Raw genomic sequence first — 25,062 nt, forward strand, 5'->3', positions numbered from 1 at the left:
GAGTCGCACTGCTTGTCCCGGTGTCCTTTAAGATATGCATGGCATCCAACCCTATGTCATCCAGTCGACCATAAAAGTGTCCAATGTTAAGTTGATCGTGCTCATGTTGCTAGAAACTCAGGTTTGATCGTGTCCATAGGCATCAACGGCAAAGGCTTCCTGGATGCATCTTTTTATGCGTCAAGCACGTCGGTTAAGTGTATAGGTACCTCTCAAGTGTGGTGGTTGTGCCTTAAGCTAGTTTTTGTTTTTTAACGTTATTTTTTATTGTTTATTTACGGTTTTCTAAGATTCGATACTGAAAGATGAGTGATAGCGCTATGGTGTAAGTAGTAATGTCTATTCTGTAACGCCTAGCCGTTGGGAAAATAAATACTAGGTAAACCCCATGGCCCAGACCTTTCAAACGACAGTAGGCAGCCGCCATTATCGCTTTAAAAGCCTGACCGAACTGATGGCCAAAGCGACCCCCGCGCGTTCGGGTGATCGTTTAGCGGGTGTAATTGCCGAAAGCGCTGAGGAGCGCGTGGTGGCACAGATGGTGTTGGCGGAACTGCCGTTAACCACCTTCTTGAACGACGCTCTGATCCCCTACGAACACGATGAAATCACCCGGCTGATTATCGATGAGCATGACGCCGAGGCCTTTGCGCCCCTTCGGCATTTAACGGTAGGGGATTTTCGTAACTGGCTGCTCTCGGATCAGGCAACTTCAGAAGTGCTCACCGCCGTTCGCCCAGGCATTACGCCGGAAATGGCCGCGGCGGTCAGTAAGCTGATGCGCAATCAGGATCTGATTCTGGTGGGCAGAAAGTGCCGAGTTACCACGGCTTTTCGTAATACCATCGGCCTGCCCGGGCGGCTTTCTACCCGGCTACAGCCCAACCACCCGACGGACGATGTCACCGGCATTGCGGCGAGTATTCTGGATGGCCTGCTGTATGGCAGCGGTGACGCGGTGATCGGGATTAATCCAGCCACCGATAACGTGGCTCAAAGCGTTAAGCTGATGCGCTTAATGGATGACGTGATTCAGAAGTACCAGATTCCCACCCAGTCCTGCGTGCTTACCCATGTGACCAATACGCTGGAAGCCATTGAGCAGGGTGCCCCGGTGGACCTGGTGTTTCAATCGATAGGCGGCACTGAAGCCACCAACCGCAGCTTCGGGTTTGATTTAAGCACGCTTGCTGAAGCCGAAGCGGCTGCCCAGTCGCTTAACCGGGGCACGGTGGGGCGCAACGTCATGTACTTTGAAACCGGCCAGGGCAGTTCGCTCTCCGCGGATGCTCATCATGGGCTTGACCAGCAGACCTGCGAGGTGCGTGCCTATGCGGTGGCGCGCAAATTCAGCCCGTTGTTGGTCAATACGGTGGTGGGGTTTATCGGCCCCGAGTACTTGTTCGATGGTAAAGAGATCACCCGGGCCGGGCTTGAGGACCATTTCTGCGGCAAGCTTTTGGGCGTGCCCATGGGCTGTGATGTTTGCTACACCAACCATGCTGAAGTCGACCAGAACGATATGGACAACCTGCTGACCCTGTTGGGCGTAGCGGGCTGCAATTTCGTGATGGGCATACCGGGGTCTGACGACATTATGCTCAATTACCAGACCACCTCGTTTCACGACGCGCTCTACGCCCGCCGCGTGCTTGGGCTAAAAGCCGCGCCGGAGTTTGAGCGCTGGCTTGATGAGATGCAGATTTTCAACGATGTGAAAACACACACGCTAAACGACCAGGTGCCCGCTGCGTTCGCTAACAGCCTGCGCCACCTGCCCAGGGAGCCACGCCATGACATCTAACCCAACGCCTATTGTTGTAGAGAACCCTTGGGAACGGCTGCGTGCATTTACCGATGCGCGTATCGGCTTGGGCCGGGCGGGCGTCAGCCTGCCTACCGGTAAGCTGCTGGAGTTTCAATTGGCCCACGCTCAGGCGCAGGATGCGGTGCATGCCCCGCTGGATGTCGAAGCGCTGGCTCAGCAGTTGCAAGAAGCCTTTGCGCTTGAACATGAGCCGCTTCGCTTGCACAGCCAAGTGGAGGGCCGAGCCATGTATCTCCAGCGCCCCGATGTTGGCCGCCGGTTAAATGATGATTCGCGGGAGCGCTTACACAATGCCCAAACGTCGCCATCACGCGTGGATCTGGCTGTGGTGATCGTCGATGGACTTTCTGCTCTGGCGGTCCAGCAGAACAGCCAGCCATTTTTAAAAGCGCTGTATCAGCAGTTTGAGCAGGACAACGCTGCGTGGCAGTTAGCGCCGCTCGCTATCGTCGAGCAGGGTCGGGTGGCGATTGGCGATGAAATTGGCGCGCTGCTCAATGCCGATGCGGTACTGGTGATGATCGGTGAGCGGCCCGGGCTGAGCTCGCCGGATAGCCTCGGGCTTTACATGACCTGGGCGCCCGAGCCGGGGCTTAAGGATGACCGGCGCAACTGCATTTCCAACGTGCGCCCAGCGGGCTTGAACATGCAGGAGGCAGCTCGGCGGCTCTTTTTACTGCTCAAAGACGCCCGTAAGCTGAAAGTATCGGGCGTTAAATTAAAAGATCGCAGTGAAGACGGCGTATTTGAAGGCGACGCAGCCGCCTCGGGCGCAACGAAAAACTTTTTGGTCGCTGATTAGCGCTTATACCGCACGACGTGAAGAGGCTACTCACTTATTCAATAAAGCGCCTTTGCTGAATGGCTTCATGGCGTTTCATCCTATAGGCTGATCAAAAAGCGACAAGAGTCCCGCTTGTGAACACCACGCCTGCCTATCGCTTGGCCGCGACCATTTTGCATGGCTTTGAAGCGTACCGAACCCGCTTTAAAGCGATCACGCTGGATGCTCAGCGCCGTTTTCAAGAAGGTGCCTGGCGGGAGAGCCAGCAAGCGTCCATTGCGCGGATTAATCTCTATCAGCAGCAGGTGGATGACGCGGTTGAACGTCTCAAGCGTACATTTTCAAATGAGTTATTAACCCATTGCGAGGTCTGGCGTGAAGCGCGTAGCCACTATGCCGAGCTAATTCGTCCGCGGCTGGATGTTGAACTGGCCGAAACCTTTTTTAACTCGCTCTTTTGCGCCATTTTCAAGCATCGCCATATTCGCAATGAGTGGATGTTTGTGATCAGCTCTCGAAAGGAGGCCGCGCAGCGTTCAGGCATTGAGTTGTGCCGACGCCGTTCAATTGATGGGGATTGGCAGGCGGCTTTGCGCTGGGCACTGGAAGGCGCTGCCTTGCACAACCCGTTTGCCGATATGGCACGAGATACTCGCTTGGGTGCCGCGCTATTAAACAAAACGTTGCCAGGCACTATATGGCAGGCCAAGGACGCCGCTATAGAGCTGCTTCACAGCGTTTTTTACCGCAATAAAGGGGCATACCTGGTGGGACGAGTCACCGGCGGCGGGGAACAAGTGCCGCTGGTCTTGCCGGTACGCCACCAGGAGCATGCCGAGCAGAACACTGAGGGCGTCCCCCGGCTTCATCTGGATACCGTACTGATTACGCCTGACGATGTAGCCATTATCTTCTCGTTCAGCCGGGCGTATTTTCAGGTGGATGTCGCGGTGCCGAATGAGTGTGTGGGTTACCTGCAGCGCCTAATGCCCCATAAGCCAGCTGGTGAGCTTTACGCGGCGATTGGCTTTTTTAAACATGGCAAAACCGAGTTCTTTCGCGCGCTTAATCAGCAGGTCGCTAAGCGCGAGGACGTGTTTATTATCGCCCCCGGCGTGCGCGGGATGGTGATGGCCGTGTTTGTACTGCCAAGTGCGCGTACGGTATTCAAGATCATTAAAGACACCTTTGACCCTGCCAAGGACGTGACACCTGATATCGTGCGCGAAAAGTATCATTTGGTGAAGCGCCACGACCGGGTAGGCCGCATGGCCGATACTCAGGAATTTTCTAACTTCACCGTGCATAACGATCATTTCGACCCGGAATGCTTGGCTCACCTGTTGGAAGTTGCCCCCTCTACCGTGACGCTGAAAGGCGAGAAAGTCGTCATCAAACACTGCTATACCGAGCGCATGATGACGCCGCTGAATATCTATCTGGAGCAGTGTGATGATGAGGCGCAGTTAGCGGTGCTCAAGGACTATGGCGATGCCATCAAGCAGATGGCCGCCGCCAATATTTTCCCAGGCGATATGTTGCTCAAAAACTTTGGCGTTACGCGCCAGGGACGGGTGATTTTTTACGACTACGATGAGGTGTGTTACCTCACTGAGTGCCACTTTCGCGCTATCCCGGCCGCAAGTGGTGACGATTACCTGAGCGGTGGAAATGAAAGCTTCTCCATTGGCCCGAACGATATCTTTCCCGAGGAGTTTGGCCCGTTCATGTTTGCTAACCCGGAGCGGCTGCGGGTGTTTAAACAGCTTCACCCGGAGCTGTTTGAGGTCCGCTACTGGCAGGGCTTGCAGCAGGCCATTGTCGATGGCCGTATCATTGACGTGTACCCTTATGGAAACGAGCAGCGCTTTGTAGACGCTGCACAGTAACCGCGGTAAAGCAGCGAGGTAATCATGACGACAGCGCGCCATCTGGTGGTATTTACCGGCTCGGGGATCAGCGCCGAAAGTGGTATCAAGACATTCCGCGCAAGCGATGGCTTATGGGAAGACCACCCGGTTGAAGAGGTGGCAACGCCGCAAGGCTGGCAGCGCGACCCCCAGCGCGTACTGACGTTTTATGATCAACGCCGAGAGCAGATTCGCAGTGCCCAACCCAATGCCGCGCACAGGGCGCTGGCAAGCCTGGAGCAGGCGGGGTTCAAGGTCACCGTTATCACTCAAAATATTGATGATCTACATGAGCGGGCAGGTTCCAGCGATGTGATCCATTTGCATGGCGAAATTTTAAATGCCCGCTCCAGCGCGGATGAGCGCATGCGCTATCCGCTCGTTAAAGGCGGTATTGCGTTGGGTGATCTGTGCGATAAGGGCAGCCAGCTGCGCCCTGACGTGGTCTGGTTTGGCGAGGCCGTGCCGCTGTTTGAAGAGGCCTGCGAACTAGCCAGCCAAGCGGATTTTTTGCTGGTCGTCGGAACCTCGCTTGCGGTGATGCCCGCCGCTTCACTGCTCTCGTATATCGACTACGACACGCCCTGCGCACTGGTTGACCCGGATGCCGATGACTTAAGCCCACCTGGCGTACTGGCGATTAATGCTACTGCCGGGGAAGGCGTGCCCGCGCTGGTAGAGCGCTGGAAAAGAGAAGGCGCGCTAACACTGCCTTAACGCTTTAGCCTGACAAGCGAGGTGACGATTTCAGAAACCAGGCCTTCATGACATCGGTAATGTGGGTTATCTGCTGCTCAGAGGTAATATAGGCGGGCATGGTATATAGCCAGCGCCCGATCGGGCGTAGCCAAACACCCTGCTCGCGAGCAAATGTGGCAACGCCTGTTAACGCTGCTTCCGAGTGCGCTTCAATAACGGCCGTGGCGCCCAGTATGCGCACATCGGCAACCTCTGGGTGCGCCATGAGCGCTTGATCCTCCAGTAAGGTGCGGCACAGTAACCGGTTTAAGAGCGCTATTTTGCCAGGATAGTTTTCCTCTTCAAATACCGCCAGGCTTTCCAGCGCTACCCGGCACGCCAAGGGGTTGCCCATAAACGTTGGGCCGTGCATAAAAGCGTGGTGTGCGCTGTCACCGATAAAAGCGTCGTGAATGCGGTCGGTCGCAAGCGTGGCGGCGTGGCCCAAATAGCCGCCAGTTAGCCCTTTGGAAAGCACCATGATATCCGGGCTAACGTTGGCGTGATCGGCGGCAAATAGTTTGCCGGTGCGGCCAAACCCCGTGGCAACCTCATCAAAGATCAGCACCACGTTAAATGCGTCACACAGGGCCCGGGCGCCGCGCAAGTAGTTCGGGGAGGTCATGTTCAGCCCACCCGCAGCCTGCAGCAGCGGCTCCATCAGCAGCGCAGCAATGTCCTGATGGTGACGCTCAAGCACCTCGCCTAGCGCATCTAAATCGGCGGCTACCTGCGCTTGCGTTGCGTTAAAAGGAGCGATTGGCGCAGGCGCAAAATGGTGCTGGGGCAGCAGGCTTGAAAACAGGCTGTGCATGCCTTCTTCTGGGTCGCACACGGCCATGCAGCCCGTGGTATCTCCGTGATAGGCCTTCATTAGCGAGAGCATTTTGCGCTTTTTTGGTTGTCCAGTAAGCACGTGGTACTGCAGCGCCATTTTCATCGCCACCTCCATGCCTACCGAGCCGCTGTCAGAGTAGAAGACGTGATTAAGCCCGTCGGGCGTGACGCGCACCAGCTCACGCGCCAACTGATCGGCGGGGTCATGAGTGAGCCCGCCGAGCATCACATGGCAGAGTGTTTCCGCCTGCTCGCGAATAGCCGCCACCAGGCGCGGATGGCCGTAACCGTGAATCATGCACCACCAGGAGCAGGTAGCATCCAGCAGGCGCTCGCCGCTTTCCAACTCAAAATAGGCGCCGCTACCGCCGACCACCCTGGGGGCGGGCGGTTGGGTTTTAAGGTGTGCGTAGGGGTGCCAGACTGGCGAGTTCATAATGCCTCCAACGAGAGATAGCGGTGGGCGGTGGCCGCATCGGGCGTTGTCAAATGCGGCACAATGCCCAGGCAGGGCGCTGCCAGCCTGGCGTTAAGGTGGGCCATGTTGGGCGTGAAACGGGTAGTATCCGCCGCAAAGGCGGGGTCAATCACACTGCCTGCCCAGCCCGCAAGCGTCAGACCGTCGGCGCGAATGGCATCGGCCGCTAAGCGGGCATGGTTCAGGCAGCCGAGCTTTAAACCAACCACCAGGATCACCGGCAGCCTCAGCGCGATGGCGATGTCGGCAAAATCCTCCTGTTCGTTGATCGGCACGCGCCAGCCGCCCGCACCCTCAATCAGAGTGAACGCCCTCGGCGTCTGGCCAAGGGTGTCACGCAGCCAGTGGGCAACCTCAGGCACGCTTAGCATCTGGCCTGCCTCCTGTGCGGCCAGGTGAGGTGCTATCGCAGGCTCAAAGGCCATTGGGTTAACCGTGGCGTAGTCAACCGGCGGTTCACACTGCTGCTGCAGTGCCAGCGCATCGCCATTGCGCAGCCCTTTCGTCGTTAGCGAGCTGCCAGAGGCGATGGGCTTAAGCCCTAAGGTGCTCAACTGCTGGCATCGGGCGGCATAAAGAAGCGCGCTCCCGACCAGCGTTTTTCCCGCATCGGTGTCGGTGCCGGTAACAAAAAAGCGCTTCATCGGGGTTTCTCCAGTTGCAGGTTCAGGCAGTGATAGCTGACCGGAAGCCCTTGGCGCTTACGAAGCTGCTCAAAGCGCGTGGCAGCCGCTGCCAGGTCCGCCCGGGTGAGCATGGCGTTGGGCCTGGCCACTTGTGCGCCAACCCCCTTGATGGAAGCCATAACGGCCTTGATGTCAGGATAAAAGAAGGTTTCCACGTGGGTCGCTTGGTGAGTGCAGCGCAGGCCGCTTTTGTGAATAGCACCGTTAACCAGGCGGTAGGAGGGCGTCGTTAACAGCGCGCTTGAGCGCTGCCAGGCGAAAGCCACTTCGGCCAACGTGCCGGGTAATAGCGTACTGATGTACGCCAGGCCGCCTGGCGCCAGCACTCGATACAGCGACTGCATAACGGCCAGAGTGTCGCGACACCACTGAATGGCCAGGTTGGAAAACACCAGGTCGAATAGGTAGCGAGGGGTGGGCAACGACTCGGCACTGCCTGGCTGCCAGGCAATGTGGTCGCCGTGGCGCGAGCGAGCGTGCTCCAGCATGCCCGGCGCAATGTCCAGCCCCGTGACGTGTCCATGGGGGTAGCGTTCGGCTAGTCGCTGCGACCAATAGCCAGTACCGCAGCCCAGGTCGAGTATATGGCTAGCCTCAGATGGCAAGTCGTTCCATAGCGTTTCACCGATATGGCGTTGGGCGCTGGCCAGTGCATCGTATTGCGGTGCTGCCCGGGAGAAAGCGTGCGCCACTCGGGCCTGCCAGTCGGCGCTGGGCCGCCGTAACTGAGGGGGGATCGAACTCATGCCATTTCCCTGGCAGATAGCGCAGTGGCTTGAGCGGCGAGCAGTGACGCCAAACGCGTTGGTTGCGAGAGCATTGGGCAGTGGCCGCCGCGTTCAAGTGTTAGCGTCCGCTGGCACTCAATAGCGCTGATCAGCGGGTCATGCTCGCCCACGAGATGAACCACTGGGCATGGCGACGTGTTTAGGCGTCGACGATTATCCAGTGTGGCCAGCCAGTGAAGGCCTGCAGAAAGCGTGGTGCGGTCTGCCGGGGGCGTACTGCCAAGCAGGGCACGCAGCTGTGCGTGAACCTGATACGGAGCGGGCTCTCCTTGAGCCTGCCAGCGCAGAAAGTGACGCCACGCGGCATCGCCACGGTGCGCAAAGATGGCTTGGAAGTCGGCAAGCGCTGCTGACGTTGCGCTATCCGGCGTGCAGAACCTGGCACCTGCTCCCAGCAGTAGTAGCCCCTGGGGCGCAGGAAGATAGTCAAGCAGCGCCGTCGCCAGCAGGCCGCCCAGCGACCATCCGACCCAAACCGCATCGCTGGGCAGACGGCTTGCCATGGCCGTGGCAAGCTCACTCAGGGAGGCGTTGTCAGGCAGTGCAGGAACCTTGCCGTAACCAGGCCAATCAACGGCGGCAACCTCGACGTTGGCGGGCCAGTAAGGGTGCAGCGGCCGCCAGATTCGCCGGTCAATTCCCCAGCCTGAAAGCAGTACCAGGCGCGTCATAATGCCTCCAAGTGGCAGGCCGCCAGCGTTTCGAGAAGCCGGTCGATATCACTACGCGAATGGCGAGCGCTGAGCGTAATGCGCAGGCGAGACTCAGCCCTGGGCACGGTGGGTGGACGAATTGCGCCAACGTCAATTCCCGCTTGATACAGCTTTTCGGCCCACAGCAGCACGCGCGACTCGCCTCCCAGATACAGCGGTTGAATGGGCGTGCGCGATTCACCCAGCGGCAGGTTCAGCCGTAGAGCCTCTTCACGAAAGTAGTCTATATGACGCGCAAGGCGCAGGCGGTGCTCGGGCTCGCGCTGGACAATCGCAAGTGCTTCCAGCGTCGCGGCGCTAACGCCGGGCGGTTGTGCGGTGGTATAGATATAGCTTCTGGCGAACTGGGTCAGATGGTCGATCAACTGTGCATCGCCTGCAACAAACGCACCGGCCGTGCCCAGCGCTTTGCCCAGTGTACCGACCAGAATCGGCACCTGGTCACTTCCCCAGTGTGTGCCCACACAGCCACTGCCGTTATTACCTATAACACCAAGGCCGTGGGCGTCATCAATCATTAGCCAGGCAGCATGCTGTTGGCTTACCCGCACCAGCGCTTCAATATCGGCCACATCGCCATCCATGCTGAAGACACCGTCGCTCACTACCAGCTTGTGGGTACAGCGGCTGCGCGCCAGCAGGCGGCTCAAGTCGTCACTATCGTTATGGTGGTAGCGCCGTGAGCGGGCGCCGCTCAGCGCGCTTCCATCCAGCAGTGAGGCGTGATTGAGCCGGTCGTGAAAAATGGCCGTGTGGGTATCGGCTAGCGCCTGTAGCACGCCCAGGTTTGCCATATAGCCGGTGGAGAACAGCACGGCCCGCTCGCGGCCTGTCCAGGCTGCCAGGGCGTCTTCCAGGGCATCGTGAATCGCGTGGTGGCCGTTCACCAGATGCGATGCGCCAGCCCCGGCGCCAAATCGGCGAGCGCCTTCGGCTTGGGCAGCCTGAACGCGAGGGTCGGTTGCCAGGCCAAGATAGTCATTGTCTGCGAAGTTCACCAGGTGTGGCTGTCGGGTACGCCGAGTGCGCCACTGCTGGGCGTGCTGACGAACCGCTCGCGCATTGGCCAGACGTTGATGCCACGCTTCAGACACTGGCATCCACCGCAAGCTCAGCGACGCGCTGGTTAAGCTGCTGCTGAGCCAAGCGCTCACTTTGCGCGGCCTCGCTTTCACAGGTTTCGCGCGTTTCTGGATGCAGGCCTAGCTTGGCAAACAGGGCCCTGTCTCGCGTGGCCTGGGGGTTGCTGGTCGTTAGCAGCTTGTCGCCGTAGAAGATGGAGTTGGCACCGGCCAGAAACGCCAGCGCTTGGGTGGATTCGCTCATCTGCTCGCGCCCGGCGGAAAGCCGTACATGGCTTTGGGGCATCATGATGCGCGCGACGGCAATGGCGCGGATAAACTCCAGCGGGTCGAGATCTTCCACGTTCTCAAGTGGCGTGCCGGGCACTTTGACCAACATGTTAATCGGCACCGATTCCGGGTGCGGGCTGAGTTTGGCCAGCTGTTGCAGCAGGGCGCTTCTATCCTGAGCACCTTCCCCCATGCCCAAAATGCCGCCGGAGCAGACCTTCATGCCCGCCTCACGAACAGTCGCCAGGGTTTCCAAGCGGTCACTGTAGGTGCGCGTGGTGATGATTTCGCCGTAGTAGTCGGGGGACGTGTCCAGGTTGTGGTTGTAGTAATCAAGCCCGGCGGTTGCCAAACGGGTAGCCTGTTGGTCGTTGACCATGCCCAACGTCATGCAGGTTTCAAGCCCCAGCGCCTTTACCCGACGGACCATCTCTTCGACAACGAGCAGGTCCTTGTCCCGGGGGCTGCGCCAGGCTGCGCCCATGCAGAAACGGCTGGCGCCAGCTTGCTTAGCGGCCTGGGCCTGTTCCACCACCTTTTCGATTTCCAACAACTTCTCTTTTTCAAGCTGTGTGGTGTAGTGGCCCGATTGCGGGCAGTACTTACAGTCTTCGGGGCAGGCGCCGGTTTTAATCGACAGCAAGGTTGATACCTGGACCGCGTTAGGGTCGAAATGCGCTCGGTGCACCTGCTGGGCCTGGAACAGCAAATCGTTAAACGGCAGAGCAAACAGGGCGTTGATTTCTTCAAGCGTCCAGTCATTGCGTGGGGCAGCAGTCGCGATCATTGGTAAACCATGTCTGTGTAAAAAGTTGACAAGACTCTAGCGATGAAGCGTTTGTTATGTCAACTATGAAAATTTAAAAGGTTTACGGTGGTGATGGATTCGTCAACGATCAAGCACTGCTTTATACTCTGCGCCCTTTTTCATCCTGTTGACGACCTTTGGAGCGCGGATGCCTGCCTCAACTGAATGTGATTCTGTCACTGGTCATCCTCGCCCACCGCGTCGAGAGTTCAAGGCGCGGGGCAGTTTTGTCATACGCTGTGAGGGCTGTAATTTGCCCGCGCTAAACTGCCTTTGCCCGTACCAGGTGAAGGCCGAAAGCCACGCCCAGGTATGGCTGCTGACGCATCCGTTGGAGCACTATAAGCCGACCAATACGGGTCGGTTGATAGGGGATGTGCTGGCGCAAACGCAGGTATTTACCTGGTATCGAACGGCGCCGGATGCGCAGTTAACCGAGCTTTTGGCAGACCCGCGCTACGTGCCCTTTGTCATCTTCCCGGATGACCAGCCCGATTATGCTGACCGGGTGGTGGGAATGGACGCCGTACACAGCGCCAAACAGGAATCGCGTATTCCTGTGTTTATCATTCTGGATGGTACATGGCGGCAGGCGCGGCGCATGTTTCGCAAGAGTGCGTACCTGGATGCGTTGCCGGTATTGCCGTTACATACCGAACGCGAAACCCGCTACCGGCTGCGTAAGCCCGCCTCGAAAGCGCATTTATGTACGGCAGAGGTGGCCATTGAGCTGTTGCGCCAAGGGGGCGACAACAACGCGGCGGCCGTGCTGGATGACTACTTCGATGTGTTTAACGATAGCTACGCCGCCAGCCGGTTCTACAAGAAAATTGCAGAACCCACTGAGGCAATGACGCGCCTGTTAGCACGAAAGGAAGGGGTTGAAGAGAGGGAAGAGCGTCGCTAGCGGGCAGCGCCGGGTAGCCAACGCAGGAGTATCTTGCGCACCCAGTACCAGCGGTTAATCAGCAGGGCGGTAAAAATTAGCCCGCAGCCGAGTAGCTGTAGCGGCGCCATAACTTCGCCAAACCACCAGGCGGCAAATAATGCGGTCCATACCGCTTCCAGCATCAATACCACCGAGGCGTGGCTTGGCGTGGTCATTCCCTGGGCGGTAATTTGCAGGAAAAACCGCAGGGCGCTTGCCAATAGAACACTGGCCATAAACCAGCCCAGAATAGACGTGTTAAGCGCCACGGGCTGGCGCTCAAACATAAAGGACACCAGGGTTAGTACGGTGCCCACGGATAACAGCTGAAGTGTGGTGAGCGGTAGGGCGGCTACGTTTCGCACGACGCGGGTATTAATATTGATGAGTAACGCAAAGCAGAGTGCTGCGCAGACCATCAAAAGCTGGCTGGTTTCTACCTTGAAACCAGCATTAAGGGAAAGCAACGCGAAGCCCAGCAGAGCAACGGGCAGGGCGATCCAAGTGGTGCGTGGAGGTCTATCGCCAAACAGCAGCTTGGCAACGATAGGCACCAGTAATATCCCCAGGCTATTGATAAACGCACTTTCGCCCAGGTGATTTGACGTCGCAAGCCCCATGATCCAGAAGCCAATGGCGCCGCTAAACAGAAAACCCACAAAAATACCGCGCCGAATACGCCGTGCTGGCATGGCGCTTAAGGCGGGCCAGGCAAAGCCCAGCAGGATGAGCCCAGCCAGCAAAAAGCGAGTGCCGATAAACAGCATCGGCGGCATACCGGCAAGCGCTTCCTTGGAGAAAATCCATCCGGCTGCCGCCAGTATGGTTACCAGCAGTAGCAAGGCATCCGCCTGCCAGGGCGAACGTTTAAGCGTACTCACGCCGCGCCGCTACCAAACAAGGCACCTACAATTCGAAAGCCTGCGACCCAAGTGCCCACGGCTGAGCCGAGCGTGGCGAGGATAAAGACCAGCAGCGTGCGCGACACCCGGTTTTTCCACCACCCTTTGAGGTGGGTGACATCCTGACGTAGCGAAGCGAAGTCGCGCACCTTGGGTTTGCGCATGTAAAGCTCCACCCCGGCGGCGACAAAACCGGCCCCAATCGTTGGGTTAAGCGAGGTAAGCGGTGCGGCAAAGAAAGTGGTAATAACGGTGACCGGGTGAGCAAGCGCAATAAGGGTCGCCCCGCCGGACAGAATCCCGTTGATCAAGAACCACTCCAGCACCAACTGCCAACCCAAATCGGTATTGCGTGAGAAGCCAATGGCAAAGCCGGTAATGACCAGCGCCGTAATCAGCCAAGGCAAGGCTTTCCAGAGTTTGGAGGGCGGCGGTGAAGCTTCCAGCGCTTCGCGTTCTACCGTTGGGTTCTCGGGTAATGGTGCTTCCAGGTGCTCAGCGGTGCCTTTCAGGTGGCCAGCACCCAGCACCACTAACACGTTCTTGAAGCGCCCAGGCGGCGCCTGTTCGGCAAGGCGTAGCACCATGTAGCGGTCGCGCTCGCGAATCAGCGGGGTGTAAAGGGCTTCCGATTCAGCGGCAAACTCGCTAAACGTGGCTTCCAGCATATCGCCTTCTTTTAGCTTTTCGATCTCTTCCTTGGATACGTCCTGGCGCGATAGTACGCTGCCAATCAGGCCTGAAAAGAGTGAAAAGCGTTGCCACCAGGGCACGTTGCGGTAGATGCGCTTAAGCGTTATCCCGACATCGCGGTCAACCAGTAAAAGCGGCAGGTTACGGTTACGGCACTCTTCAAGCGCGGCGCGCATCTCGGCACCTGGCTCAATGCCGGACTGCTCAGCGATACGCTGTTGAAAAGCGCCCAGTGCCAGGCTTGCCGCGACCATACCCGCTTTGCCCTGCTTGAATACCTGAAAAAGGTCCTGCTCACCCATGGCATCCGGGTTCGTCATGCTGTGATGGCGGGCGTCGCACAGCTCAATTGCTACGGCGTCATAAAGCCCGCTGTCAGCCAGCATTTTTACATCGTCAGCACTTTGTGCCGACACGTGCGCCGTACCCAGCAAAGTGTAGGTAGTGCCGCCCACGGTAACCGTTTTCAGCGGCCCGCTAGTGGCGGGTAGTGCGTCAGACGCCGTGGCTAGCGGGGTGGTGTCGTCTTGGGTCATTAGGTGTCTCAACTCAAATAGTAAACGGCATCATCCGAATTAGCGCCGCCAAAAAGCGGGCGTAAATAACACTAACACGGTAAAAATTTCCAGGCGGCCTAGCAGCATGGCAAGCACCAGTATCCATTTGGCAAGATCAGGTAGCTCGCCGTAGTTGCCGCTGGCTTCTCCGAGTGCCGGGCCAAGGTTATTAAGCGCTGATCCCACGGTCGACCAGGCGGTGACCTGGTCCACGCCGGTTGCCATAACGCCCATCAGCATTAAAAAGAACAGCATGACGTAGGCGGAGAAGAACCCCCAAACGGCCTGGGCGATGCTGTCGGGTACACTCACTTTGCCGACTTTAACCGCGATAACCGCATTGGGATGGATCAAGCGCATAACCTCGCGCATGCCCTGCTTGAGAATCAGGATAATCCGGATGACCTTCATTCCCCCTGCTGTTGAACCGGAGCAGCCGCCCACAAAAGCGGCAATAAACAGTAAAAAAGGGATAGCGCCAGGCCAGGCCGAGAAGTCGGCGACGGAAAAGCCTGCTGTGGTCGCGACGGACACCACCTCGAAAAGCGCGTAGCGCAAGCCGCTTAGCGTATCGTAGGTGTGTGTCAGCCACAGGGTAATCGCGGTAATCGTGACAAGTCCTGCCAGAAACAGCATTAAAAAGCGTGCTTCCGGGTCTTGGAAGTAGTGCAGCAAGCGCTTTTCACGCCAGGCGATAAAGTGCAGGCTAAAACTGAACGCGGAAATGAGTATAAAAGCCGCGCAAATCAGCTCAATCGCTGCGCTGTTGAAGTAACCGATGCTGGCATCATGAGTAGAAAAACCGCCAATCGCCACGGTAGAGAAACTGTGCCCTATGGCATCAAACCAATCCATGCCGGCCAGCATATAGGCCACCATGCAGGCCATGGTGAGAGTGGCGTAGATGTACCAAAGCGCTTTGGCCGTTTCGGTGATTCGTGGCGTTAGTTTGGAGTCTTTCAGAGGTCCTGGAATTTCGGTGCGGTAAAGCGCCATGCCGCCGACCCCAAGCGTAGGCAGAATCGCGACGGCCAGCACCACAATCCCCATCCCGCCAAGCCACTGCAACTGTTGGCGATAGTAGAGAATCGATTTGGGCAAAAAGTCGATCCCCGTAATCACCGTGGCGCCTGTCGTGGTCAGGCCTGAAAATGATTCAAACACCGCATCGGTAATGCTCAGCGACGTATCGCCAAACAGCATCAGCGGTAGCGAACCAAACAGCGCCAGAACCGTCCAGAACATCGCCGCGATTAAAAAACCATCACGGATGCGTAGCTCTTTGTGGGCACGGCGGTTGGGTAGGTACAAGGTTAAGCCGGTGATCGCCGTAATGGCGATACCGATCATAAATGCGTACCAGACCCCATCGCGAAACCACAGGGAAATCAAAATGGGGGGGAGCATCGTCAGGCTGAACAGCATCAGCAGCAGCCCTAAAATGCGTAAAATGACCCGCAGACTCATGGTAGGTGCATGCTCCTAAAAGAACGTCAAACCGACCTGGAACATACGCTCGACATCGCGGATGCGGCGCTTATCGATCACAAACAGAATCACGTGATCGCCGCTCTCCACCGTGACATCCCCATGAGCGATAATGACGTCCTTGCCGCGCACAATCGCTCCGATCGTGGTGCCTTCGGGCAGGCCGATCTCGCGAACGGTACGACCGACAACTTTCGAAGAGTGTTTGTCGCCATGAGCAATGGCTTCAATGGCTTCTGCCGCTCCACGGCGTAGTGAATGCACATTGACGATATCGCCTCGGCGTACGTGGGTTAACAGGCTGCCAATGGTGGCCTGCTGGGGCGAAATTGCGATATCGATCTCGCCACCTTGAACGAGGTCTACGTAAGCGGCGTTGTTGATCAGCGTAAGCACCTTCTTGGCCCCCAGCCGTTTGGCTAGCAGCGACGACATGATATTGACTTCGTCGTCGTTGGTCAGCGCGCAGAAAATGTCGCAGTCCTCAATGTTCTCTTCTTCCAGAAGCCGCTTGCTGGTCGCGCTGCCGTGAAGCACGACGGTGCGGTCAAGCCGTTCGGAGAGCGTGGTACAGCGCTCAAGGCTATGCTCGATAATCTTGACCTGATGGCTGTGTTCCAGATGCTCGGCCAAGCGTTCGCCAATGTTGCCGCCGCCCGCAATGACGACGCGGCGAAAGCCCCGTTCGATTCGCCGAAGCTCGCTCATGACCGCGCGAATGTCTCTCCTGGCAGCAAGGAAAAACACCTCATCGTCGGCTTCAATGACCGTGTCGCCGCGGGGGATGAGGGGCCGGTTACGCCGATAAATAGCCGCGACGCGAGTATCCACGTTGGGCATATGACTGCGCAAAAAGGCCAGGTCCTGACCCACCAGTGGCCCGCCATACACCGCTTTGACCGCCACTAGCTGCACCAGGCCATCCGCAAAGTCCAGCACCTGCAACGCACCGGGGTGCTCAATCAAGCGGCGGACGTGATCGGTGACCACCTGTTCGGGGCTGATCAATACATCAATGGGGATCGCTTCGTGGGCAAAAAGCCCCTTGCGAGTCAGATAGGGCGTGGCGCGCACACGGGCAATTTTGGTAGGCGTGCGGAACAGCGTATGCGCGACCTGACAGGCGATCATGTTGACTTCGTCGCTGTTGGTCACCGCAATTAACATGTCAGCATCTTCGCAGCCAGCTTGCCGCAGAACGATAGGGTAGGAACCCGCGCCGGTGACGGTACGAATATCGAGCTTGGTGTGCAGCTCGCGCAGCTTATTGGCGTCGGTATCGACAACGGTGATGTCATTTTCCTCGCGAGCGAGGTGCTCCGCCAGGGTGCCGCCGACCTGGCCGGCGCCGAGAATGATGATTTTCATTACTGAGCATCGGTTCCATTGAAAGCGCCAGCGCAATAGGTAGCGTTGTATATCTAACGTAATGCGCTGCAATAAAGACGGCGGCCAGTGTAAACCAGCCGCCGTCGAAATGCAGGTAAGGATTATTCCAGCGTGAAACCGACTTTAACGGTGACCTGCCAGTGGGCCACGCGGCCGTCTTCAATATGGCCACGTGTATCGGTCACTTCTAGCCAGCGCATGTGCTGGATAGACTCGGACGCCTTGGCGATTGCATTCTGCACGGCTTCCTCGATGCCTTTCTCGGAAGAGCCGGTGATTTCTATGTGCTTGTAGGTGTGGTGAGTCATGGTATCTCCATCCTTAGTCATGAGTTCACTGCCTTGGCACCAGAACGCGCCTAGGCAGACTGCTTCTCAAGCCTGGCATAAAAAAAGCCGTCATGACGTCCTTGCTCTGGAAATAGCTGGCGGCCCTGACCGCTTTGGATACCCCAGGCCACATCGCTGGGCGTGGTCACTTTGGCATCAGGTGTGCGCGCCAGGAAGGCCTCGATCTGTTGGGCATTCTCCTCAGGCAGTACCGAGCAGGTGGCGTATAACAGCGTGCCGCCTTCGCGCAGCATGGGCCATAAATTGTCCAGTAGCTGCTGCTGTAGCTTGGCCAGCTTGCGGATGTCCTCTTTGCGTCGCAGTGTTTTGATATCCGGATGGCGCCGTATAACGCCGGTGCCCGAGCAAGGAGCGTCAAGCAGAATAGCCTCAAACGGTGTGCCGTTCCACCAGGCGCGCTGGGTGGCATCCACATTCTGAAGCGTGGCGGATAGGCCTAATCGGTCTAGCGTACTCTCTACCCGCGAAAGGCGTTGGTTATCGCTATCCAGGGCGGTTAGCGCAATATCAAACTGTTCAAGCAAGTGGGCCGTTTTGCCGCCAGGCGCGCTACAGGCATCCAATACCTGCGCACCGGGGCGAGGTGCCAGGGCCGGGCCAAGTAGCGCAGCACACAGCTGGGCTGCCTCATCCTGTACGCTAACGTGGCCCTCGGAAAATCCGGGTAGCAGGGTGACATCGCAGGGCGTGTTAAGGGTAATGCCATCCGGCGAGTGGGCGCAGAGTTCACCGCTTAAGCCTTGTTCGGTCAGCCGTTCTATATAGGCTTCGCGGTCATTGTGATGCTGATTGACGCGCAGCGTCATAGGGCCAGGCTGATTATTTGCCTCAACAATTGCCCGCCACTGCTCCGGCCAGGCGTTGCGTAGTGCCTCCAGCAGCCAGCGGGGGTGGGCCAGCGCAATACTCTCATCCTTATCAACGGCGGCCTGGAGTTCATCCGACTCGCGCTGTAGGCGGCGCAGGCAGCCATTGAGTACGCGGGTCGCCCACTCTTTACCCAACAAGCGCGCGGCACCGGCGGTTTCGCCGACGGCCGCGTGGGCGGGAATACGCATATACAGCAACTGATAAATACCCAGCAGCAGCAGCGCGTGAATATCACTGTCACGCTTTTTAAAGGGCTGCTTTAGGAGGCTGTTAGCCAGCGCTTCCAAACGTGGAAGCTGGCGACAGGTGCCAAAGCAGAGCTCTTTTAAAAGGCCCCGGTCGCGGGCAACGACACTGTTCTCATCCAACGCGGCCAGTGAACCTTGCTGAGAAATAACCGGCGCTAACGCACGGGCGGCGGCGGCGCGCACGTCCTGGCCGCTATTGCCTGATGCGCGTTTACCGTGTTGTGAGCGTTGCTGACTCATAAAGCGTCTCCTTGCTGGGATTCAGGCTGACCAAGGCGGTTACCGGGCGTCAAACGGGCATGGCGGGCATTGAGTAAGTCGCGCACAGCCATGGCCTTACCGCCAGGAAGTTGGGCGCTGCTGATACATAAAACCTCGCGGCCTTCCGGGCCACAGGCAATACGCAGATGGTCTTCACCGTTTTCAAGCAGCGTGCCGGGCGGCGTTGCGCCCTGTTCACCGGCTGCAACGCTTGCCATGAGTAAGCGTAAGCGGTCATCACCCATCTGACACCACGCCACCGGCCAGGGGTTAAAGGCGCGGATTTTACGCGCAAGGCGTTCAGCAGGCTGAGTGAAGTCCAGCTCGGCCTCTGCTTTGCTGAGCTTGGTGGCGTAGGTAACGCCTTCTTCCGGCTGGGGTGTCGCACTGGCGTTACCGTTGGCCAGTTTATCCAGCACGCTGGTGAGCGCAGTGGCGCCTTGAAGCGCCAGGCAGTCATGCAGGTCGCCACCGGTGGTTTGCTCGGTGATCGGGGTGCGTACTTCGTGCAGCATGGCGCCGGTATCAAGCCCTGCATCCATTTGCATGATGGTAACGCCCGAGGCGTTATCACCGGCTTCAATCGCGCGCTGAATCGGGGCGGCGCCGCGCCAGCGGGGTAGCAGTGAGGCGTGGACGTTAATGCACCCCAGGCGCGGTGTGTCCAATACTGCCTGAGGCAGCAATAAACCGTACGCCACGACCACCATAATATCGGCGTTTAAGGCGGCAAGCTCCGCTTGAGCGGCCGGGTCTTTTAGCGTTTGTGGCTGGTAGACCGGAAGCGCATGCTCAAGAGCAAGCTTTTTAACGGGGCTTGGCGTGAGTTTGCGACCACGACCTGCCGGGCGGTCGGGTTGGGTATAAACCGCCACTACCTTATGTTTGCTAGCCAGTAGGGCCGCAAGGCTTGAGGCAGCGAAATCAGGCGTGCCAGCAAAAACAACGCGCAACTGTGACATGACAACAGGTACCTGGTGACAGGGGAAATGAGAAAGCCTGGGGCAACAATAAAGGCCGAGAAGCAGGGTATACAACGGCTGTTGTACCGTTGTATGGAGTACCAGGCTTCTCGGCCTTAAGCGTTTTAAATACGCTCATTTACAAAACTTCTACAAAAACCGAAGTAAACTGTGCTAAAACGGATGGCTGTTAAGCGTCGTCTTTCATCAGCTTATGACGTTTCTGCATTTTTTTCATGATGCGGTCGCGCTTTAGTGGCGAAAGATAATCAACAAACAGTACACCTTCAAGGTGGTCGTACTCGTGTTGAATGCAGTGCGCCAGCAGGCCATCGGCCTCAAGCTCATACGCCTCGCCGTTACGGTCAAGCGCGTTGAGTTTTACCGTAAGGAAGCGCGGCACTTCCGCGTAGTGCTCGGGAATCGACAAGCAGCCTTCAGAAAGCGGCTCTTGGTCTTCGCCGACCGGCGTATAGCGAGGGTTGATCAGCACCAGCGGCTGCGAGTTATCTTCGCTTACGTCCATGACGACGATACGACGATGGACATCAATTTGGGTGGCTGCAAGGCCAATGCCACGCGCGTCGTACATGGTCTCTAACATATCGTCGACAAGCTGGCGGACCTCGTCGTCAACGGTTTCCACCGGTACCGCCTTGGTGCGCAGGCGCTCATCGGGGAATTCGAGAATAGGAAGTTTGGCCATGGGGATTACCGTCATCGTTAAGCTAAATCTTGGATAATCAGGCCGAATAGCGGCGGCCTGGTACTTTGCTAATCGCCACTATATCACGCTGGCAGCGCTCCTGGGCATCAGCACATGCGGTGAAGCGCCATGAAAATGATCGAAACATCCTTCACGGAGTACGGGATAGTGCTAGCCAACTTTATGCGCCGCGCGGCAAGACAAAACGCGCTTTGTGGCGTGCTCAAGAGGGTAGTAAGCCTGCTGTCTGGGTTGTTAATAAGTCTTCACGCCGTTGGCGCTGAAACGCTGCCGGTGGTGACGCTTTCTCCCCAAATACGCACCTTGCCAATGCCCGATGGAGCGCTAGACGCGAGGGTAAGTGAACTCGGCGCACTCTCGCTTGAAAGCCTTAACGCTTTTTGGCGTGAACACCGAGTAATAGAAGCCGGAGTGCGCCAGCCTGAGATGGCCTATGTGTTGGCCGGCGAGCATCAGCGATTGATCAACGGTGCAGGTGACCGGATTTACGCCCGTGGCGCTATGCCGAGCCACGCACTGGAAAGCGTACCGAGCAACGTGACGAATAGAGCAACGACGGGCCTTGCCACCTTCGGTATTTATCGTCAGACACAGACCTATACCGCTGACGACGGCGCGGTGTTGGGGCAGGCGTTAAGTCACATCGGCGAAGCTCGCCTTGTACGCAGTGAGGAGGATATTGCCCTGCTGGAAGTGCTTAGCGCTCATCAAGAGGTGCGTAGTAACGATCTTATTCTTGCCCTGGAACCCGATGCGCCTCGAACGGCGCTTCAACCCCGCTTGCCGAGCAGTGCAATAAACGGTCGTATTCTCGCCGTGCCCGGCGGCGTACGTTTTATAGGTGCCTTGCACATCATTGCTTTGGATGTAGGCGCGCAAGACGGCCTGGAGCCAGGGCATCTGCTTCAAGTGAATTCGCCCAGCGAAACTGTTTTCGACGCGCGTCGCCAGGCAGTAACGCCGTTGCCACCGAGCCCAGCGGGCTGGGCAATGGTAGTGAAGCCTTACCAGCAGGTGAGTTATGCGCTGGTGATGCAAGCGTCCAGCATGCTGGAAGTGGGTGATCGTGTGGTGACTCCGGATTTATAACGCAATGGGGATATTCAGCATGCACGTTGAGGAGCGTCGATGAATACCAGTGAGTGGTTAGTGGTCAACGCCTTGCCGGGCATGGGCGCACTGCGCATTACCCAGATGGTGGCACGCCAGCCGCGCTGGCCGGAAGGTTGGCTGGCGACACTGCCCGCTAACGCCGCCAGTGCCTTACGGCTGTGGCTTGAACACCCCGAGCGCAGCCCGCTTCAGAGATGCGTAGACGATGCGCGGGCATGGCAGCAGAGCGGACCAGCGCGACATATTCTGCATCGTCACCACCCGGCCTGGCCTGAGCTGCTCAACGAGTTACCGGACCCGCCCACCATTCTTTGGGCTCAAGGGGATTTACAGGCGCTTGAAGGGCCAAGGATTGCCATGGTGGGAACCCGCAAACCCACCTCGGAAGGTAATGCCAATGCCCAGGGCTTTGCGCGGGAACTGGCTCGCCGAGGCTGGTGCGTGGTCAGCGGTATGGCGCTGGGCATTGATGGCATCGCACAGCGTGCCGCGCTGAGTGCCGGTGGAAGCAGTATTGCGGTGTTAGGCTGTGGCGTGGACGTTATTTACCCGGCTCGACATCGCGACCTGCATGAGCAACTGAGCTGCGCGCCTGGCGGGTTATTGTTATCAGAGCATCCGCCGGGCACCAAGGCACGTCCCGCGTTCTTCCCGCGCCGCAACCGGATTGTGACCGGGCTTTCATTGGGGACGTTAGTGATCGAAGCCACCGAGAAAAGCGGCTCGTTGGTCAGCGCTCGCTTGGCCCTGGAGCAGAACAAGGAGCTTTTTGCCCTGCCTGGGTCTTTGCACAATGTCCAGGCTCAAGGCTGCCTGCACTTGTTGCGGAATGGCGCAACGCTGGTGCGCCATGTCGACGATATGCTTGAAGAGTTGCAGCAGTGGGCGGGTAGCTTTTTACCCGCGTCCGTGAAGGCTTCGTCTCCCCCTTCAGGGGCGATGGCGCCATCAAGCGAACCACTGCCTGATGAGCTGCTTAACGTTTTATCGGCAACGCCGGTGCCGCTTGATTCACTGGTTCAGCATACCGGGGAGTCTGTCAGCAGCTGCCAGCAGCGGTTATTGATGCTGGAGCTTGATGGATGGGTCGCTCAGCAGGTGGGTGGTTGGGTACGCTTACCCAGGCCATGATAGGATGTGAGCATTCTCTTATCGCTAATTGCTTGTAGAGCAGGAGAGCCAATGAAACCGGCTGTCGACCTCGAAGCTGCCATTCATGCACTGCATGCTGGCGGTGTTATTGCGTGCCCCACCGAAGCCGTGTGGGGGCTTAGCTGTGACCCGGATAATGATGAAGCGCTTACCCGGTTAATGCGCATGAAAGAGCGCGATCCTTCCAAAGGCATTATTTTGGTGGCGGCCAGTATCCAGCAGTTTCAGCCCTGGCTAAACCAATTGCCGCTTGAACTGCATGCTCCACTTGCGGCCAGTTGGCCTGGCCCTAACACCTGGCTGGTGCCGGATAACGGTCGCAGCCATGCGCTGGTTCGCGGTGCTCATCAACGCGTGGCCTTACGCGTGACCGACCACCCCTTAATGAAAGCGTTATGCGAAGCGTTTGGCGGGCCACTGGTGTCGACATCGGCCAATCGTGCGGGTGAGGCACCTGCCATGAGCGATGAAGAAGTCGCCGCTATTTTTGGGCAGGAAGTCGCCGCGATAGTAGCGGGCGAGCTGGGTGGGAATCCACGACCCAGCACTATCCGTGATTTAGCCAGTGGCCAGGTAATGCGCGCTTAAAGAGATACGTAAACGGCTTAAGTACCAAGTGCTTAAACGCGCTATGGTGAAGATTACTGTGTAGTAAGAATTTTGAACGGGAGTCATCGTGGCGCACGAGCATTTAGACGACGTTAAGCAGTACCTGCTCGGCCTTCAAGACCGGCTTTGTGAGGGGCTGGCCGCGGCTGACGGTAAAGCTGCGTTTAAGGAGGACAGCTGGCAGCGTGAGGAGGGTGGTGGCGGACGCTCACGTGTGATTGAGCAGGGCGGTGTCTTTGAAAAAGGCGGCGTCAACTTTTCCCATGTGTATGGTGCTCAACTGCCGCCCTCGGCAACGGCAGCCCGGCCGGAGCTTGCCGGTCGCAGCTTTCATGCGGTTGGAGTTTCTTGGGTGCTGCATCCTGAAAACCCGCATGTCCCTACCAGCCACGGCAACGTACGCTTTTTTATTGCTGAAAAAGAGGGCGAAACGCCCGTCTGGTGGTTTGGTGGAGGCTTTGACTTAACGCCCTACTACCCGGTGCTTGAGGACGTGGTGCACTGGCACCAGGTGGCCAAAGCCGCCTGCGACCCTTTTGGCGATGATGTTTATGATCGCTATAAAGCGTGGTGCGACGAGTACTTTTATTTAAAGCACCGTGATGAGACCCGTGGGGTGGGCGGGCTGTTTTTCGATGATTTGAATGCTGGCAGTTTCGAGGAGTGTTTCGCCTTTCAACGCGCCGTGGGCGATAGCTTTTTAGAGGCTTACGTGCCGATTGTTAAGCGCCGCCAACAGGATGATTGGGGCGAGCGTGAGCGAGCGTTTCAGCTTTACCGTCGCGGCCGCTATGTAGAATTTAACCTCGTATGGGACCGAGGAACGCTGTTTGGCTTACAAAGCGGCGGGCGCACCGAGTCAATTTTAATGTCGATGCCACCACTGGCGCGCTGGGAGTATGCCTATACGCCTGCCCCTGAGAGTGCTGAAGCCACGCTAAATGATTACCTGGTGCCAAGAGACTGGCTCAACGTGTCGGATAGGGCTTAAACATCGTGATCCACAGAAATATAAAACAGCGTACAGGAACGAGTTGATGAGTGACCTTTACTGCGTATTGGGTAATCCCATTGAGCACTCAAAATCCCCCCTCATTCATAACGAATTTGCCCTGCAAACACAGCAAAAAATTGAATACACAGCACAACTGGCGCCGTTGGATGGCTTTACCGATGCCTGGCGCACATTCGTTGATAAAGGCGGGCGGGGGGCCAACGTTACCGTACCCTTTAAGGAGGAGGCGTTTGCGCTCTGCGATACCCTGAGCAGGCGTGCCCAGCGGGCTGGTGCGGTGAATACGCTGATAGTCGGAGGTAATGGCCTTACTTACGGCGATAATACCGATGGCGTTGGCTTGTTACGCGACCTTGCATATAACCGTGTAGCGCTTGCCGATAAGCGCATCCTGGTGGTGGGCGCTGGTGGGGCCGTGCGGGGAATTTTAGAGCCGTTACTCGCAGAAAAGCCTGGCGAGGTGGTGGTCGTTAACCGAACGGCTGAAAAAGCCCAACAATTGGCCGACGATTTTGCTGATTTGGGCGAGATTCACGGCGGAGGGTTTAAGGCAGCAAAAGGCCCTTTTAGTGTCGTGATCAACGGAACCAGTGCCAGCCTAACGGGCGATTTACCCCCTCTGCCGGGTCATCTGTTTGCAAACGATACCTGGGCCTACGACATGATGTATGGCGCTACGCAAACGGTTTTCTTGAAGTGGGCAGGAACGCATGGTGCCCAGCGGTTGGATGGCCTGGGAATGCTGGTAGAGCAAGCCGCTGAAGCATTTTATCTATGGCGAAATGTACGCCCCGAGACGACTCAGGTACGCCAGATGCTGCGCAGAATGCTCAACGCGGGTTAGCCGCTTGCATGTGTTCATCAAAAAAGGGCCGA

At 57.6% G+C, this 25,062-nt stretch carries 24 protein-coding genes; 10 read left to right on the forward strand and 14 right to left on the reverse strand.

The genetic code is table 11. From position 1 onward, the window contains the following. Positions 1 to 388 precede the first annotated feature (388 nt). The 4 genes from INT20_RS03850 (at position 389) to INT20_RS03865 (ending at position 5,239) form a co-directional block, all read left to right on the forward strand. Positions 389 to 1,804 carry an ethanolamine ammonia-lyase subunit EutB gene (locus INT20_RS03850; RefSeq protein WP_193055253.1) on the forward strand — a complete coding sequence of 472 codons (1,416 nt, stop codon included), beginning with the start codon at positions 389 to 391 and terminating at the stop codon, positions 1,802 to 1,804. Then, entirely contained in the window at positions 1,794 to 2,630 is an 837-nt protein-coding gene (gene eutC / locus INT20_RS03855; RefSeq protein ID WP_193055254.1) for an ethanolamine ammonia-lyase subunit EutC, read from the forward strand. The genes INT20_RS03850 and eutC overlap by 11 nt, the downstream gene beginning before the upstream one ends. Before the next feature lie 116 nt (positions 2,631 to 2,746). Beyond that, a complete protein-coding gene (gene aceK / locus INT20_RS03860) occupies positions 2,747 to 4,501 on the forward strand; it encodes a bifunctional isocitrate dehydrogenase kinase/phosphatase (protein WP_193055255.1) in 1,755 nt (584 codons plus the stop codon). A 24-nt stretch (positions 4,502 to 4,525) separates the two neighbouring features. Next, on the forward strand, positions 4,526 to 5,239 hold the full coding sequence (locus tag INT20_RS03865) for an SIR2 family NAD-dependent protein deacylase (protein WP_193055256.1): 714 nt from the start codon (positions 4,526 to 4,528) through the stop codon (positions 5,237 to 5,239). Positions 5,240 to 5,243: 4 nt separating this feature from the next. On the opposite strand, the gene bioA is transcribed toward INT20_RS03865, so the two are convergent. Genes bioA through bioB form a run of 6 tightly spaced genes read right to left on the reverse strand, consistent with a single transcriptional unit; the run spans position 5,244 to position 10,901 of the window. Continuing rightward, positions 5,244 to 6,533: an adenosylmethionine--8-amino-7-oxononanoate transaminase gene (bioA, locus tag INT20_RS03870; protein ID WP_193055257.1), complete on the reverse strand. Its 1,290-nt coding sequence runs from the start codon at positions 6,531 to 6,533 to the stop codon at positions 5,244 to 5,246. Further along, the gene (bioD, locus tag INT20_RS03875; protein WP_193055258.1) at positions 6,530 to 7,219 is read right to left on the reverse strand and encodes a dethiobiotin synthase; all 690 of its coding nucleotides are present in this window, start codon (positions 7,217 to 7,219) and stop codon (positions 6,530 to 6,532) included. The genes bioA and bioD overlap by 4 nt, the downstream gene beginning before the upstream one ends. Continuing rightward, positions 7,216 to 8,007 carry a methyltransferase domain-containing protein gene (locus tag INT20_RS03880; RefSeq protein ID WP_193055259.1) on the reverse strand — a complete coding sequence of 264 codons (792 nt, stop codon included), beginning with the start codon at positions 8,005 to 8,007 and terminating at the stop codon, positions 7,216 to 7,218. The genes bioD and INT20_RS03880 overlap by 4 nt, the downstream gene beginning before the upstream one ends. Then, complete coding sequence (locus tag INT20_RS03885) at positions 8,004 to 8,720, reverse strand: alpha/beta fold hydrolase (RefSeq protein WP_193055260.1); 717 nt, start codon at positions 8,718 to 8,720, stop codon at positions 8,004 to 8,006. Before INT20_RS03885 ends, INT20_RS03880 begins: the two co-directional genes overlap by 4 nt. Continuing rightward, positions 8,717 to 9,862 carry an 8-amino-7-oxononanoate synthase gene (bioF, locus tag INT20_RS03890; protein WP_193055261.1) on the reverse strand — a complete coding sequence of 382 codons (1,146 nt, stop codon included), beginning with the start codon at positions 9,860 to 9,862 and terminating at the stop codon, positions 8,717 to 8,719. The genes INT20_RS03885 and bioF overlap by 4 nt, the downstream gene beginning before the upstream one ends. Next, positions 9,849 to 10,901 (reverse strand): biotin synthase BioB, encoded by a 1,053-nt coding sequence (bioB, locus tag INT20_RS03895; RefSeq protein ID WP_193055262.1) that lies wholly within the window; start codon positions 10,899 to 10,901, stop codon positions 9,849 to 9,851. Before bioB ends, bioF begins: the two co-directional genes overlap by 14 nt. 169 nt (positions 10,902 to 11,070) lie before the next feature. Between bioB and INT20_RS03900 the strand changes: the two genes are divergently transcribed. After that, complete coding sequence (locus INT20_RS03900; protein ID WP_193055263.1) at positions 11,071 to 11,829, forward strand: tRNA-uridine aminocarboxypropyltransferase; 759 nt, start codon at positions 11,071 to 11,073, stop codon at positions 11,827 to 11,829. Here the strand turns inward: INT20_RS03900 and INT20_RS03905 are convergent. From INT20_RS03905 to def, 8 genes are all read right to left on the reverse strand, one after another. Further along, on the reverse strand, positions 11,826 to 12,731 hold the full coding sequence (locus INT20_RS03905) for a DMT family transporter (protein ID WP_193055264.1): 906 nt from the start codon (positions 12,729 to 12,731) through the stop codon (positions 11,826 to 11,828). The two genes, INT20_RS03900 and INT20_RS03905, sit on opposite strands and share 4 nt — an antisense overlap. Beyond that, positions 12,728 to 13,981, reverse strand: a complete 1,254-nt coding sequence (locus INT20_RS03910; RefSeq protein WP_193055265.1) for a TraB/GumN family protein — start codon at positions 13,979 to 13,981, stop codon at positions 12,728 to 12,730. The genes INT20_RS03905 and INT20_RS03910 overlap by 4 nt, the downstream gene beginning before the upstream one ends. A 39-nt stretch (positions 13,982 to 14,020) precedes the next feature. Then, a complete protein-coding gene (locus tag INT20_RS03915) occupies positions 14,021 to 15,469 on the reverse strand; it encodes a TrkH family potassium uptake protein (RefSeq protein WP_172118599.1) in 1,449 nt (482 codons plus the stop codon). A gap of 15 nt (positions 15,470 to 15,484) precedes the next feature. Then, positions 15,485 to 16,858: a Trk system potassium transporter TrkA gene (gene trkA, locus INT20_RS03920; RefSeq protein ID WP_172118600.1), complete on the reverse strand. Its 1,374-nt coding sequence runs from the start codon at positions 16,856 to 16,858 to the stop codon at positions 15,485 to 15,487. 122 nt (positions 16,859 to 16,980) lie between these two features. Next, positions 16,981 to 17,187: a dodecin gene (locus INT20_RS03925; protein ID WP_172118637.1), complete on the reverse strand. Its 207-nt coding sequence runs from the start codon at positions 17,185 to 17,187 to the stop codon at positions 16,981 to 16,983. Positions 17,188 to 17,237: 50 nt separating this feature from the next. Then, positions 17,238 to 18,587, reverse strand: a complete 1,350-nt coding sequence (gene rsmB, locus INT20_RS03930) for a 16S rRNA (cytosine(967)-C(5))-methyltransferase RsmB (RefSeq protein WP_193055266.1) — start codon at positions 18,585 to 18,587, stop codon at positions 17,238 to 17,240. Then, entirely contained in the window at positions 18,584 to 19,570 is a 987-nt protein-coding gene (gene fmt, locus INT20_RS03935; protein WP_193055267.1) for a methionyl-tRNA formyltransferase, read from the reverse strand. The genes rsmB and fmt overlap by 4 nt, the downstream gene beginning before the upstream one ends. 190 nt (positions 19,571 to 19,760) lie before the next feature. Beyond that, positions 19,761 to 20,276 (reverse strand): peptide deformylase, encoded by a 516-nt coding sequence (def, locus tag INT20_RS03940; RefSeq protein WP_193055268.1) that lies wholly within the window; start codon positions 20,274 to 20,276, stop codon positions 19,761 to 19,763. A 129-nt stretch (positions 20,277 to 20,405) separates the two neighbouring features. Here def and INT20_RS03945 point away from each other — a divergent pair, with 129 nt between their 5' ends. The 5 genes from INT20_RS03945 (at position 20,406) to aroE (ending at position 25,030) form a co-directional block, all read left to right on the forward strand. Then, positions 20,406 to 21,386 carry a peptidoglycan-binding protein gene (locus INT20_RS03945; RefSeq protein WP_193055269.1) on the forward strand — a complete coding sequence of 327 codons (981 nt, stop codon included), beginning with the start codon at positions 20,406 to 20,408 and terminating at the stop codon, positions 21,384 to 21,386. A 39-nt stretch (positions 21,387 to 21,425) separates the two neighbouring features. Beyond that, a complete protein-coding gene (dprA, locus tag INT20_RS03950) occupies positions 21,426 to 22,541 on the forward strand; it encodes a DNA-processing protein DprA (protein ID WP_193055270.1) in 1,116 nt (371 codons plus the stop codon). Between the two features lie 51 nt (positions 22,542 to 22,592). After that, a complete protein-coding gene (locus INT20_RS03955; protein WP_193055271.1) occupies positions 22,593 to 23,150 on the forward strand; it encodes an L-threonylcarbamoyladenylate synthase in 558 nt (185 codons plus the stop codon). 88 nt (positions 23,151 to 23,238) lie between these two features. After that, positions 23,239 to 24,162, forward strand: coding sequence for an oxygen-dependent coproporphyrinogen oxidase (gene hemF, locus INT20_RS03960; protein WP_193055272.1), 924 nt, complete (start codon positions 23,239 to 23,241; stop codon positions 24,160 to 24,162). Between the two features lie 46 nt (positions 24,163 to 24,208). Beyond that, on the forward strand, positions 24,209 to 25,030 hold the full coding sequence (gene aroE, locus INT20_RS03965; protein ID WP_193055273.1) for a shikimate dehydrogenase: 822 nt from the start codon (positions 24,209 to 24,211) through the stop codon (positions 25,028 to 25,030). Positions 25,031 to 25,062 lie beyond the last annotated feature (32 nt).

It is taken from the genome of Halomonas citrativorans (genome assembly GCF_014898005.1).
Lineage (GTDB): Bacteria > Pseudomonadota > Gammaproteobacteria > Pseudomonadales > Halomonadaceae > Vreelandella > Vreelandella citrativorans.